This window comes from Agromyces sp. NPDC056523 (genome assembly GCF_042794545.1).
GTDB lineage: Bacteria > Actinomycetota > Actinomycetes > Actinomycetales > Microbacteriaceae > Agromyces.
The window spans coordinates 344000-358482 of the sequence record NZ_JBHTTM010000002.1; the positions used below are offsets into that span (position 1 = coordinate 344000).

At 68.0% G+C, this 14483-nt stretch carries 7 protein-coding genes; 3 read left to right on the plus strand and 4 right to left on the minus strand.

Going from position 1 to position 14483, the window contains the following annotated elements; translation table 11 throughout:
- From ACFQ58_RS08580 to ACFQ58_RS08595, 4 genes are all read right to left on the minus strand, one after another.
- Complete coding sequence (locus ACFQ58_RS08580) at nucleotides 1-1296, minus strand: ABC transporter substrate-binding protein (RefSeq protein ID WP_376950654.1); 1296 nt, start codon at nucleotides 1294-1296, stop codon at nucleotides 1-3.
- 108 nt (nucleotides 1297-1404) lie between these two features.
- On the minus strand, nucleotides 1405-3012 hold the full coding sequence (locus ACFQ58_RS08585) for a family 43 glycosylhydrolase (protein ID WP_376950655.1): 1608 nt from the start codon (nucleotides 3010-3012) through the stop codon (nucleotides 1405-1407).
- Nucleotides 3005-5410, minus strand: a complete 2406-nt coding sequence (locus ACFQ58_RS08590) for a glycoside hydrolase family 3 N-terminal domain-containing protein (protein WP_376950656.1) — start codon at nucleotides 5408-5410, stop codon at nucleotides 3005-3007. The genes ACFQ58_RS08585 and ACFQ58_RS08590 overlap by 8 nt, the downstream gene beginning before the upstream one ends.
- A gap of 370 nt (nucleotides 5411-5780) precedes the next feature.
- Nucleotides 5781-8822 (minus strand): glycoside hydrolase family 2 TIM barrel-domain containing protein, encoded by a 3042-nt coding sequence (locus tag ACFQ58_RS08595; RefSeq protein ID WP_376950657.1) that lies wholly within the window; start codon nucleotides 8820-8822, stop codon nucleotides 5781-5783.
- Nucleotides 8823-9322: 500 nt separating this feature from the next.
- Here ACFQ58_RS08595 and ACFQ58_RS08600 point away from each other — a divergent pair, with 500 nt between their 5' ends.
- The 3 genes from ACFQ58_RS08600 to ACFQ58_RS08610 all read left to right on the plus strand — a co-directional run bounded on the left by ACFQ58_RS08600 (nucleotide 9323) and on the right by ACFQ58_RS08610 (nucleotide 14241).
- The gene (locus ACFQ58_RS08600; RefSeq protein ID WP_376950658.1) at nucleotides 9323-9751 is read left to right on the plus strand and encodes a MarR family winged helix-turn-helix transcriptional regulator; all 429 of its coding nucleotides are present in this window, start codon (nucleotides 9323-9325) and stop codon (nucleotides 9749-9751) included.
- Nucleotides 9752-10296: 545 nt separating this feature from the next.
- Nucleotides 10297-12282, plus strand: a complete 1986-nt coding sequence (locus tag ACFQ58_RS08605) for a hypothetical protein (RefSeq protein ID WP_376950659.1) — start codon at nucleotides 10297-10299, stop codon at nucleotides 12280-12282.
- Nucleotides 12283-12690: 408 nt separating this feature from the next.
- Nucleotides 12691-14241: a carboxylesterase/lipase family protein gene (locus ACFQ58_RS08610; protein ID WP_376950660.1), complete on the plus strand. Its 1551-nt coding sequence runs from the start codon at nucleotides 12691-12693 to the stop codon at nucleotides 14239-14241.
- The last annotated feature ends 242 nt before the right edge of the window (nucleotides 14242-14483 follow it).

The following is a 14483-nucleotide window of genomic DNA, read 5'->3' on the forward strand; positions in this document are numbered from 1 at the left end:
TCACCAGCCTTCGATGCCGGCGGCCTTGGACGCGCGCTCGACGTTCGCCTGGGTGGCGTCCGCCAGTTCCTGGGCCGTGATCTCGCCGGCGAGCATCCGGCTGATGTCCGCGGCGAAGTTGTCGCCGAATCCGGTGACGTCCGTCGGGTAGCCGATGGTCGCGCCGCTGTCGTAGGCGTCCTTGAACTCCTGCTTGAGTCCGCTGATGCCTTCCGGCACGTCGTAGCCGTCGATGACCGGGAACGCCTTGTTGGCCTCGATCAGCGGGCCGTAGCCCTCGCCGGTGGCGTACTCGATGAACTTGAGCGCTGCGGCCTCCTTGCCGGCATCGCCGGTCTTGGGTGCCATGTAGCTGCCGAGGGGCCCGGGGCCGAAGGCCGCACGCGCAGTTTCGGTGGACAGGCCGGTGAAGCCGACGGTCTCGGAGAGGAGCTCCTCGTCGCCGCCCGCCGCGTCCTGCCAGATGTCGTAGGTGTCTGAGTGGATCACGGTCATGGCCGCGTTGCCGGAGTAGACCTCGGTCACCGCGTTCTCGAAGGTGCCGGTCGCGTAGTTGTCCTGGAAGCAGGCGTCGCGGACCTCGAGGTACGTCTCCAGCCCCTTGACGACGACGCCGTCGGGGTCGTTGACGGCGACCTCGTTGTGCGCGAGCGCTGTGCCGAGCTCGTTGCCGACGTTCGCGTCAGCGCCGTAGAGGAAGGGCGTGATCTGGGTCGGCCACTGGCTGCCGCCTGACTCGTGGAACGCGTCCACGCCCGCGGCCTGCAGGTCGGGGCAGACAGCGAGCAGGTCGTCGAAGGTCTGCGGCACCTCGAGGCCGGCCTCGTCGAACACGGTCTTGTTGTAGTAGAGGCCGAAGATGCTCGGGAACCCGGTGATGGCGGCGTACACCTTGCCGTTGAGGCTGCCGGCGTTGTCGTAGAGGGTGCCGGATGCGTCGACGAAGTCCATGTCGGAGAGATCCTGCATGTTCTCGCCGGCGTTGAGCAGCGCGAGCGCGCTGGAGGTCGGGTGATATTCGAGGATGTCGGGGCGGTCGCCGGTGGCCCACTTCGTGGTGACCGTGGACTCGAAGCCGTCGGCCGGAATGGGCTCGAGTTCGACCTCGATGCCGGTTGCCTCGGTGAATCCGTCGTACAAGGCCTTGATGCCGTCGTTGTCGGCGGCGTTGTGCCAGATCGTGATGCTGTCGGCGGCGGCGGCATCTTCGCTATCGGATGATGCCGAGCAACCGGAGACGGCGAACAGTACCGTCCCGACTGCGACCGCTGCGGTGATCGTGCGGGTGATGCGCATCGGACCCTCCATTGGGTGAGTGTGCGTGGATTGCAGAATGTAGAACGTTATCTAGAGAACGTTCTCTACGAAGATAGCGGCACGACGCCGGCCGGTCAAGTGTCGAAATCAGCCGTCGGGATCCGTCGCGTGCGCGGCATATCGGAACCGTTCGAGCAGAGCCTTCCCGGCCCGGACTCGAGCGCCGACGACGCGCCCTGTCCAGCCGCCCGCGACCTCGACGGAAAGGTAGCGACCATCGATCCGGTCGAGGGGTACTCGGTGACCGTCGACGATCACGCCGACCTCGATCTCATCAGGACCTCGAAGCAGCACCGGCGCCGCCATCGGGCGGACTTCCACGTACACGGTCACTGGACCGGAGGCGGGCGCGTCCGGTCCCGGCAGCCGCCGCTCGAGGTTCCCGACCTGGATTCGGGACTCGACCTGCCGGCCGCGCACCATGACCTCGGCGACGTGGCGTTCATCGACCCGGAGGCAAAGCCCGGCGTCTCCCTCGACGGACATCGTCAGCTCCGCCGTCCAGGAGAGATCACGCGGGCGGGTGGCGAGCAGCAGATGGGGGTCGTGCCCGTCAACCGGTCCCTCCATCCAGCGTCCCGGCTGTGCCGGTCGGGTGAATGAGTCGGGCAGGCGGCCCGGCGAGATCCAGCGCGGATCGAGCACGTCCGAAGCGAAGTCGTCCGCGAACGAGTGGTCGAGCTCTGGTACGTCGATGGCGCTCTCGTCCACCACGGGCCATCCGTCGATCCATCGCACGGCAGCGAGGAAGGTCTCCCGGCCGTTGACATGGAACCCGCTGAAGCCGCGGGCGCGGACGCCGAGGTACACCATTGCCCATCGCCCGTCGGGTCCTTCGACGAGGTCTGCGTGGCCGACGTTCAGCACGGGTCGATCGAGCCCCCGATGCGTGAGGATCGGGTTGCCGGGCGCCGATTCCCACGGCCCCTCGAGCCCACGTGCTCGCGCGACTGTCACGGCGTGACCGCGCTCCGTCCCGCCTTCGGCGAGCAGAAGGTAGAGCCATCCGCCCTTGGCGAAGAGGTGCGGGCTCTCCGGCGCCTGGCCGCCCGTGCCATGCCACAGTGGCACCGGGCTGCCCAGCAGTTCACCCGAGTCGAGGGCGACTGGCGCGCTCATCACGTGCGGTCCGCCCTGCGCGTACGACGAGACCGTCAGGTGGGCGACCCCGGAGTCGTCCCAGAACAGATCGGGATCGATGCCCGGCAGGCCGGGGAACTGCACCGGATCGGACCACGGCCCTTCGGGACGCTCGGCCCAGAAGACGAGCGGCCCGCCGAAGTAGTCCGACACGTTCGTCACCGCGAGCCAGAGGCGACCCGCGTGGGCGCGGATGGTGGGCGCGAAGTTCCCGGTGTTCGCGGAGCCGACCGGCAATCCACCGGTGTCGGCGGCCAGGGGGCTGCCGTCGAGCCAGTGCGTCATCGGCTGGAGCTTGAGTTGGGACGGGCGATCGAGCGCGTTGCCCCCATGCGTCCAGGTGACGAGGTCGGTGCTCGTCGAGATCGGGATGCCGGGCGCGTATTCGAAGCTCGAGTGCGCGAGGACGTAGAGGTCGCCGAATCGGCAGATCGATGGATCCGGGAAGAGTCCGGCCACGATCGGTCGCCCGTCGGCCGCCGTTCGGCCTGCCGGCTGGGCACGTTCCTCCGACGAGGTGAGCAGGGCGGCCCTCTGGCCCGCGAGGTCACGCATCTTCGATCACGACCTCGGAGAGGAACGCCCGCTCTGCGCTCGTCAGCGCGCGGGCGTCACCTCGGAGTTCAAACGACCCCGTGGCCCGGCGATCATCCGAGTCCAGTCCGACGAACCAGTCCACCCGAGCGGGCTCTACGACGAACTCGCGCGCGAGGTTGGTGTAGCCGAGCTGCTCGGCGCGCACCTCGAACCTGAGGCGCCGCGACTCCCCGGGAGCCAGGTCGATGCGGGCGAAACCGGCCAGCTGCTGTGCGGGCCGGGTGACGCCCGACGTGTTCACCCGGAGATACAGCTGAACGACCGAGGCCCCCGCCCGCTCCCCGGTATTGGTGATCGTGCCGGCGATCCGTGCGGTGCCGTTCATCGCGACCTCCGCGTCGCCGGTGGCTTCCGAGATCGAGAAGTCCGTGTAACTGAGGCCGTGCCCGAACGGGTGGAGCGGGGTGGCAGGCATGTCGAGGTAGAGCTCACCGGTCCCGGGCGGCAGCGGGTTGCGGTGGCCGCTCCCGGCCACCTTGTGGTGGTAGATCGGGATCTGCCCGGTGTGCCGCGGAATGCTGTACGGCAGCTTTCCGGAGGGGTTCACGACACCGAACAGCACCTCCGCGACGGCCTTCGGGCCGAATGGGCCGCCGTAGGGGGCGATGACGACGGCCGCTGCGTTCTGCACCGCCTCGGGAAGGGTGTAGGCGCGCCCCTGTGCCAGCACGACCACGACCGGGGTGCCGGTCGCGACGATGGCGTAGGCGAGCGCGGCCTGCGCCGCCGGGAGTGCGATGTCGGCCGAGTCGCTGGCCTCGCCCTCGGTCCGTTCGCCGTTGAACCAGAGACTCGCGCCGCCGAGCGCCAGCACGACCACGTCGGCCTCCTTCGCCGCGTCGATCGCGACCTGGAGGTCCTCGGCTGCGAGCTCGTTCGTCAGCGTGGATCCCGGCGCCGTCGTCACCGACTTCGCGTGATCGGCGATCTCCTCCCAGAGGGCACGGGCACCGTACGTCTCCCGCACGTAGCGCTCGGTGGTCATCGGAGGCAGGAGGCTCTGGTTCCAGCGGATCATGCCGGGATCGGCCCCCACCATGTTGCCCATGCCTCCCGAGGACATGACGAGCGTCATCTCCCGGAATGCCGGGTAGGTGTAGGTGGGGAACTGCAGGCCGATCGCGTCGGCGTGCGGCCCGATGACCGCGACGTCCAAGGAGCCGGGCGCGAGTGGAAGGAGTCCGTCGTTCTGCAGGAGCACGATGGAGCGGCGGGCGAGGTCGGCGGAGAGCTCTCGCCCCTCGGTCGCGACGGCGTCGAGGTCGATCTGCTCGGCCGGGTAGGGGTTCTCGAACAGGCCCAGGCGGAACTTCGCCTGCAGGATGCGGCGTGCGGCTCGGTCGACCAGGGCGACGTCCACGCCGCCGCGCTCGACCTCCCCGACGAGGGTGTCGCCGTAGCCGAACGGCGTCGGGAATTCGGTGTCCAGGCCCGCGGCGATCGCGAGCCGACCGGCTTCGGCCGGCGATGCCGCGACCTTCTGCCGATCGACGAGTTGCTCGGTCGTCATGTAGTCGGCGGAGACGAATCCGTCGAATCCGAGTGTCTCCCGGAGGAGATCGGTCAGGATCTCACGGGAGGCCGCAGCGGGCACGCGGTCGAGGTCTGAGTACGCGTTCATCACCGAGCCAAGGCCGGCGAGCTGTATGGCCGCTTCGAACGGGTAGGCGAACAGGTCACGCAGGCGGCGGGCTCCGGTCTCCGCCCCGGAGAGGTTGACGCCGGCCTCGGCCAGCCCGTACCCGATGAAGTGCTTGGCCGTGGCGATCACGCCGTTCCGGAGGTCCTGAGTCTGGAGCCCACGCGTGTACGCGACCGACATCGCAGCGCTGAGGTAGGGGTCCTCGCCGTAGGTCTCGTGGACTCTCCCCCACCGCGGGTCGAGCGCCACGTCCATGACCGGTGCAAGCGCCTGCCGGATGCCCACCCGGCGCATCTGCCGACGTGAGAGATCGGCCATCTCCTGCACGAGTTCCGGACTCCAGGTGGAGGCGAGACCGATGCCGGTCGGGAAGACCATGTGGCCGCCGGCCAGCAGTCCGTTCAACGCCTCGGTGTGGATGAGCAGCGGGATGCCGAGTCGGGTCTGCTCGACCGCGCGCCGCTGCATCGTCTCGATCAACTGCGACAATCGGCGCGGGTCGTCGATGGCGAAGTTCGAGATGTGGCCGGGCGCGCGCGCCAAGGTCGCCTCGAGGTCCGCAGGCTCTGACAGATCCGGGTTCACCAAGGACCAGGGCGGCACGCCCACGAGCTGGTGGCACTTCTCGCGCAGCGTCATCCGTCGCAGGAGGAGTTCGGCGCGCTCCTCGGGTGAAAGTGCGAGGTCGAGGTGTTCCTCCGCGCTCGTAGCCATCGGTACCGGTTCCTTCCGTGGTGAGACGCCTGGGCATCTCGCGTCATTGCGGGGCGGGGCGCAATCACAGCCCCCGACCATCGGGGCGCAGCGAGTCGGCGAGAACCGAGTATAACGTTCTACATGGCCGAGCAGTGACGGGCGTCCTCCGGTGACGCCCATGGTCGGGCTTCGGCCTTCAGTCCTGCGGCCACGTTGCTGCCGAATCGCCCGGGTCCCGGTGCTCGGGGCGCAATGACCGCGGCGCAGGTGCGCCCGCGGCCGGGTCGCGGACTGAACTCGATGAGAAGGGGTCCCTGCGCACGTCCGTACGGAGGGACCCCTTCATGGGTCGTTCAGTTCAGGTGAATTGAACGGTGCAAGCCGTCGCCTATGGCGTCGCCGCGCCGATCGTCACATCGAACCTGCCGGTCTTCGAGACGTTGCCCGCGAGGTCCTCCGAGCTGTACTTGATCGTGTACGTCCCGTCCGGGAGGGACACCGTCGCGACGTGCGACCACGCGGTGGCCCCGAACGCCGGGGTCTGCGTGCTCTCGACCAGCTTCCCGTCCCGGTAGATGTTCGCCACGACCCGGTTCAGGCCCTGGTCGTCCGACGCATCCACCTGCACCTGCAGCTCACGGAACGGACCCGTCGCGGCCGGCGCGACGAGCACCGATCCGGGCTTCACCTTGTCCGCCACGGGCGCGGCGTCGATCTCCACCTTCGTGCAGTCCGACTTCAGGTCCTCGGCCGACGCACACACCTCGACCTTCTTGCCCGAACCATCTGGGCGGACGATCACCAGTGCCTTGCCCGAGAACGCCCGACGCACGTTCGAGTCGGCGTACCGTTCGGTCGAGATCGAGTTGCCGTTGTCCACACCGACGACCGTGCCGTTCTTCGCGGTGAACGTGAGCTTGTCGTTCGCGTACGGCACGAACAGGCCGTCCTTGTCCTGGATGTCGGCTTCGACGAACACCAAGTCGCCCGAACCGACCGACTCCTCGGCCGACGACAGCGCGACCTTCGCCGGAGCGCCCGACGTCGAGATCTCCTCCGTCGCGACCAACTCGCCGTCTGTGTAGGCCTCCGCCCGCAACGTTCCCGGCTCGTACTCCAGATCCCAGCTCAGGTAGACCTTGTCGAGATTGGATGCGTCGTCGACGACCTGGTAGTCGCCTCGCGCGCCCGTGCGGGTCTCGAAGGAGCGCTCCCCCACGAGCTCGTCGTTCAGGTACAGCTTGACTGTATCCGCGTTCGTGTACGCCCACACCTGACCAGGGAACGCCTTTCCGGTGTCGCCCAACTCGAGCGCCGGGTCCGGGTTCTCGTCCTCCCAGTTCCAATGCGGAAGCAGGTGCAGCACCGGCTCATCCGTCCACAGCGCCTGGTAGAGGTAGTACAGGTCCTTGGGGAAGCCCGCCGTGTCCACCGCGCCGCTATACGAGTTCTTCGGTGCTTCCACATCCCCGAACGAGTTCGTCCGGGAGGTGTCCTCCCACGGGAGTGTTTCGCCGAAGTAGTCGAAACCGCTCCACAGGAAGGCTCCGAGAATGTTCGCGTTCTTTGCAACCGGGACCGAGGAACCCGACGTGGTGACGTGATCCCACGCAGACACCCAGAACTGGTTGTCGTACGAGGACCCCTGCCACGAATCCTGGATGTCCGGGTACGGACACGGGTTGTAGAAGTAGGCGCAGATCCGGTGGCTGAAGATGCGCCCGCTCGGGTTGTAGTAATACCCGCGGCTGCGCATGCCCCAGGACACCTCGGTTCCGAGCACGACCTTGTTCTTGTGGGTCTGGGCGAGCGCCAGCTGGCCGGACTCGCTCGTGTAGTTCACGCCCGGGATGTCGACCGCGTTGCGTGCAGCGACGTTGGCCGGGTCAGGGTAGGCGGCTGCTTCACCCCAAGTTGTGGGGCGCGTCGTGTCGACCTCCTTGACCCAGTCGTTCAGGTTCCGTGCATCCTGTGCGTACAGCGAGGCCGCACCGCCCGCGTTGTACCCCGAGATGGGAACGGCGCAGCTGCCGTCACCACTCGTGGCGATCTCGTTGCCGGTCGACCACAGCACGATCGCAGGCGAGTTCTTGTCCCGCTCCACCATCGACTTGATGTCCTTCTCCGCATCGGTCGGGAAGTACTGGTGGTAATCGTTCGTCGTCTTGCAGGTGCGCCACTGGTCGAACGCTTCCTCGACCAATGCGAGGCCGAGCTTCTCGGCCTCCTCGATCAGCACGCGCGAAGCGGGGTTATGCGAGATGCGGACCGAGTTCACGCCCGCTTCCTTGAGAATCTCGAGCTGGCGTCGGGTCGCACTGCGGTCGACCGCCGTACCGAGCGCGCCGAGGTCGTGGTGCAGGTTCATACCTCGGAACACGAACGGCTCACCGTTCAGATAGAACCCGGTCGTGTCGAATCGGATCGACCGGAGCCCGGTCGTCGTCTTCGTCACGTCGACGATTGCACCGTTCCGACGGACCTGGGTCACCACGTCGTACAGGTTCGGGTCTTCCGTCGACCACAGCTTCGGGTCCTCGACCGTGATCGTTTGCGCGAAGTCGGTCGACGTCCCTGCCTCGACCGCCGCAGTCGGCGCCTCACCGGTCGCCACGACGTTCCCGTCCGCGTCGACGATCCGCGTCGACAGTGACACCTGCGCTGCGTCCGACGAGTCGTTCTCGACCGTCGTGGCCACGCTCACGTTCGCCACGCCGGCCGCGACATCCGCCTCGAGCGTCGGCGTCGTGACGAACGAGCCGTTTCGCGCCACGTGCACCGGGTCCGTGACCGTCAACGTCACGTCGCGGTAGATCCCCGAACCCGTGTACCACCGCGAGTTCGGCTTCACGTTCTCCACTCGCACCGCGAGAACGTTCTCCCCCGACGCGTCGAGCAGGTCGCCGATGTCGTAGCTGAACGGCGTGTAGCCGTAGTTGTGCACGTCGAACCCGTCGGCATCCGTCAACTGCGTCCCGTTCAGGAACACCGTCGTGACCCCCATCACGCCGTCGAAGTCGAGCGAGATCTCCTTGCCCGACACCCCCTTCGGCAACGTGAACTCCTTCCGGTACCACCCCGTGCCCGCCGGCAGCAGACCCTCGGAGCTCCTGGTGTACCCGGGCGCGGCCGGGTCGAGGTTGAAGTCCTCGTGGATCGACCAGTCATGCGGCACCTGGACCCCAGCCCACCCGCCGTCGTCGAAGCCCACCGCCTCCGCGCCCGCCGGATCGTCCAGCACGAACTTCCATCCATCGTTGAACGGCACCGACCGCCCATCCACCGACACCGCCGTCGCCCCGGCACGCGTCGCAGCCACGACCGGCTGCGCCTGAGCCACCGGCGCCATCGCCAGCCCACCCGCCGCGACGGCGACCGCCAACGCGGTCGCCGCGACGGGCCGCCCCCTCCTGACAAGGACCTGCTTCATGAGACCTCCTCGAATCATGAATCAACGCACCGAGACACGGTGCACCACGCGCACGAGAACTCCCGCACACGAACCGAGACGGGAACCGCCACGGACCGGGAACTCCGTTCCCGGCAAGTTCTCAGATCGACCGCGGCACGAACGCATGCCTCCCTCAGTCGGAGCAGTGCCGTGCCGAATTCAACCCTCGGCGACCGCAGGACCGATCGATTTGTGATCGGTCACATGCTGTCGGACAGGACAATAACAGCGATCCGCGCATGCGGCAATACGCGACGTCATCTCGCTGGCGCCGGTGGACTCGGGCCCGGCGACGGCGATACGGCTCGGCCGCCGCGCCGGCCCGATAGAGTTCGGCAGGAGGCACGATGGAACGTCGAACGGATGCCGCAGGCGTCGGACATGGGACACCCGACTGGTTGCACCGCGCCGATCAGCGATTCGCCGAGGTCGCGGAAGCCATCACCGCGTTGAGCCGATGGCTGCAGTCCCCGGCGGTGGTGGAGACCTCGATCCGCGCGAGCGGGTTCCCGCTGCCCGATGATACGCAGGCGTTCGTACTCTTCAGCGAACTCCTCCGGCAGGACGCTCAACCGCCGACCGAACTCGCGAAGACGCTCAGGACGGGCCGAGCCAACATCAGCAAGATCGTTCGCCGGCTGGAGGCGACCGGGCTCGTCGATCGAACCCCGAACCCCGCCGATACTCGCTCCGTCCTGGTCCGCGTCAGCCCGCAAGGCCGCTCTTTCGCCCAGAAGTACGCGGATCTCGGACAGGGGTTCTACGCTCGGCTCTTCCGCTCGTGGGAGGACGACGAGGTCGCCGAGTTCGCCGATCAACTCACACGGTTCACCCGTGAACTTGAGGCCCTGACGGCAGTCAGGGTCGCCTCCGCGGACGGCCGCGACGGGACGGGACCGACCGACTAGTCCGCACGCCAACCGCCAAGTCGATCCGAGGCGCCCCATCACGTCAATCCTGCGGCGCGAGACATGCCGATCTCACACTTGTCCGATTCAGCGGTGCGTGCGCCTCGGAGCCCGAATCCGCGACCCTCGCGCGACTGCGACGAAATCGAGCGACCGTCTGCCCGTTTCGCGCTGGGCCTAGTGCCCTGCACGCGTCCGGATCCAAGCGGGATCCTCCTCCATCTGCACCCGCTCCATCGTTCGCGAGTTGCGGACCTGTAGGTCCTCCAGTACTTTCGTAGAACGTTCTAGCTAGAACGTTCTACCGGCGCGACGAGCCGGTTGCCGAAGATCGGATCTCGAAGGAGAGAGCTGTGAATGGTGGGACCTCCCAGTCGAAGCACAATGTGAGGTGGTCGCGAGGCAGACCGCGACGCACATTCGGGAGCATCCTGGTCTCGGCCATGATGTTCGGTTCGTTCGCTGCAGTAGCGCCGGCTGTCGCCGCTCCGGCCTCCGCAACATCGGCGACGACAGGTTCAGCGGGCGTCGCGTCGATCACGACGATGCAGCCCCTGCCCACCGTCGACGACTTGATGGAGGGGTACACGCTCAAGCCCGGCCTCGACCAAGCCCTGTTCGACAACCTCGAGGTGCTCTCGGCAGAGTACGTCGGCGATGTGCTGAAGGTCACGGGGACGTTCAACGAACCGGCCCTGTTCGGGGGAAGGGCTGACTGGCACATCTATCTCCCGCCGGCGGACCAGTTCGAGGGCCGCTTCTACCAGCGCGTCTACCCGTTCGACACCGGCAACCTTCCGGACGACCTGAAGTTCAGTCATTCGAGCGGTGCGTACCAGGTCGAGTACTACGAGCTCTTCAAGATCAACGGCGGCGCTCTGGCCGCCGACATATCCCGTGTGATCGCCGCGAACTACTACGGTCTCGATCTGGACGGCGTCAGGGACCCGCAGGACGACTCGTACATCTACGGTTATGCGTACGGCGGCAGCGGAGGCTCCCCTGCCGCGATCGACGTCCTCGAAGACGACACCTACAACACGTGGGATGGGGCCATTCCCTTCGTCATCACCGCGCCGTACACGTACAGCACGGGTGGCGACACGATCCCGGTCTTCCGGAACCTCCTCCTGAGGGGACTCGACACGCAGATCTGGGATGCGATGCGCCCCGGCGGTATCGGTCGCGACGCCATGTACGCCAACCTGACCCCGCTGCAGAAAGCGGCGGTCGAGGAACTCGAGCTCCTCGGGCTGCGATGGCAGGACATCGGCACGGTCGGAACAAGCCTCAGCGCGCCGGGCGGTCCGACCCTTCCGCCCGGCTATGTCCAGGACTTCTGGACGGAGCCGGGATACACGGGTACGGAGGATTCGCTGATCGGCGACTACTTCCGCGAGATCCGAGGCACGACGATCGGCGGGACCCTCATGACTGACGAGCTGCTCGCGAAGATCGCGTGGCACCGGCATCGGAACTTCGACCCGGCACTCGGCCTCTTCATGTACGACCACCTCGACCATCTCGCGAAGGCCGGACCCGTCGAGACATTCCCCCGCTACACGGGTGACATCCACCGCAAAGGGATGCTCATCCAGAACATGCAGGATGGCGGTGCGATCTACGTTTCGGCCGAATGGTACAAGCGGCAGGTCGCGGCGAACGGCAAGTCCGATGACTTCCGTGTCTACGTGCAGGAATCCGCGGGACACTTCGACAGCCCTCTCTTCAGCGGCGGCGACGTGCCGTACCTCGGGATCTTGGAGCAGGCGCTGAGGGATCTCGCGGCTTGGGTCGAGGAGGACGCCCAGCCGGCCGATTCCACGGGCTATGACTTCGAGTTCAACCAGATCTACCTGAAGAAGACCGCGGCCGAGCGTCATGGTCTCCAGCTGGTGGTGATCCTGAACGCCAACGGCAACGACGGCCAGCGTGTTCAGGTCGCATTGGGGAACACGGTCGATTTCGAAGCGAGGATCGAGCCGGCCGTGGCCGATGACGTCATCACCCGCATCGAGTGGAATCCCGAGACGTCGGGCGGAACGTGGAGTGATGTCGACTTCACGATCGATGCCGACGGGTCCGCGACCGTCGAACTGGATCACGCGTATCCGGCCGTCGGCACGTACTTCCCCCGGGTCAGGGTCACCGCGCATCGCGACGGCGCCCCACCCGAGGGCATCGTCGGCATGCTCATGAATCAAGCCACCATCCGAGTCCTGGTCGAACCGTCGCATCTCGGGGTCGCGGTGGCGCCACGGACGATCGCGGGCAAGGCGTCGGCGTCGGGGGCGAAGAAGGCCTTCCTCTCGGTTGCCGTGACGAACGAGTTCGACGTTCCCATGGATCTCGTCGTCACCACGCCGTACGGCGCCAAGTCGTTCACCGATGTCGCGCCGGGCGCGACAGTGGATGCGCCGGTGAACACGAAGCAGCAGTCGATTCCTGCCGGTGAAGTCACCGTTGAGGCGACGAGCGGCCACATCTCGGAGACGAAGACGATCGCCTACGAGGCGTACACCGTCGGCTGACCATCGTCCGCGGGCGTCGGGGTGGGTTCTTGCTTGGGCCCACCCCGACGGCGCTCCCACCCGCCGAGTGGGCGCCGATCGGTAGACTCCCGTCTCGAAATCGCACCATCATCGCCCATCCTGCCCACCGGTTCTTCGAGGAGCGGTACCGGGCGTTCCGCGCACTCGCCGCCGAGGCGATCCGCGAGAGCCAGGCGGCCGGTGCGTTCTCGACGGACCTGAAGGCCGAGCAGGCGGCGACGCTGCTGCTCGCGGTGGCTGACGGCTGCAGACGCAATGGCTCATGGACCCGGGCATGGACACGGCCGAGCACGTCGCGGCGCTCCTGAGGCTGAAGGAGCGGCCGGGGGCGGTCGGTGGCGCGGGTGGCGGGCCGGGGCCGAAGAATTCTCATGGACAGGAGACGTGATGACCCTCACCGAGCCCGACACGCACGTCGAGGTCGACACCCGGTCCGGGCGAGTGCGCGGCCGCTGGCGCGGCACCCCCGGATCGCCGGGTGCGTCGGCGGCGTTCCTCGGCATCCCGTTCGCCGAGGCGCCCGTCAGGTCGCGTCGGTTCGCCGCTCCGGTGCCTGTCGTGCCGTGGGAGGGCGTGCGCGATTCGCTGGCGTTCGGTGCGACGGCGCAGCGGGGCGATCCCGGGGTGACGCTGATCCCCGAACCGTCGGTGCCCGGTGAATCGACGCTAAATGTCAACGTTTTCACGCCGCGGCCGGCGGCGGCTGCGGCGGGCTCGGGGCTGCCCGTGCTGGTCTGGATTCACGGCGGCGGCTACGTCGCGGGCTCACCCGCGAGCCCTTGGTACGACGGACGCGGCTTCAACGGCGACGGCGTGGTGACGGTGTCGGTGTCGTACCGTCTCGGCTTCGACGGCTTCGGCTGGATCGCCGACGCGCCCGCGAACCGCGGCGTGCTCGACTGGCTGTGCGCGCTCGAGTGGATGCGCGACCACGTCGCGGCGTTCGGAGGGGACCCGGCACGGGTGACCATCGCAGGGCAGTCGGCCGGCGGCGGTGCTGTGCTCACGCTGCTCGGGATGCCGCGGGCGCAGGGCCTGTTCCATCGCGCCTGGGCGGTGTCGCCCGCGACGGCCGACATCCCGGCCGCGCGGGCGGAGGCGGTCGGGCGGCGGCTGGCGGCGCTCGGCGGCGTCGAGCCGACTCGTGCCGGCCTCGGCGAACTGCGGGAGTCCCGCGTGCACGAGTTGCAGGAGCAGGCGACGCGAGGCGACGGCGCGGCCCACGGCCTGCGATCCATGCTCGTCGACGGACTCCAGTGGGGCCCTGTGGTCGACGGCGATCTCGTCCCCCGGCCCACGCGGGACTCGTTCGCGGCCGGCGTCGGCGCCGGCGTGCCGCTCGTGCTGGGCGCGACGGACGACGAGTTCTCGATGGCGTTCAGGGACCGCGCGGCGAGGTTGCGGTGGACGCCCCCGAGCCTCGTGCTCGGTCGGATGGGCCTCGATGGGTCCGAGCGTCGGACCTGGCTGCGGGCGAACCGCGACGTGCAGCGTCGCGGCACGGCGGCGGTGCTGGGTCGGTACGTGACCGATCGGATCTTCCGCGCACCCGTCGTGGCGACGGTGGTGGCGCGGGCGACTGGCGCATCGGCCCGCGCCGGCTCAGTGGATGCGTCGGCGCCGGCCGGCACGTGGGCGTACCGCTTCACGTGGCGTTCGCCCGAGCACGACTTCGCCGTCCACTGCCTCGACGTGCCGTTCCTCTTCGACTGCCTCGGCGACGAGCACGTGGAACGCCTCGCGGGCTCGACTCCGCCCCAGGAGCTCGCCGATGCGGTGCACTGTGCTGCGGCGGCATTCGTGCGCGGCGAGAACCCCTCGTGGCCGCGGGCGACGGGGCCGGAGGTCATCGCACGCGTCTTCGATGTGCCGGTCTCGACGCTCGAGGATGCGTACGCGTCCGCGCTCCCGCTCGCGACGCCTCCGTCGGTCGAATAGGGACGCGAGGCCTCCCGTCGGTCGAGGAGCGCCGCGCGAAGGGCGACGCGTCTCGAGACCCACCCACCCCTCGCCGGGCCGCAATGCGAGGGCGACCACTCATGCCCGGCACCCGCGATGCGCTCGAGCACCTCCGCTCGACGCTCGCCCGTGTGCTCGAGTCGGCCAAACCGCGCCGGCTGCACGACGACTCCTGTCGTTCGCGCGCGTCACGCTGCGATAGCCGCGGTCGGCGGGCATCA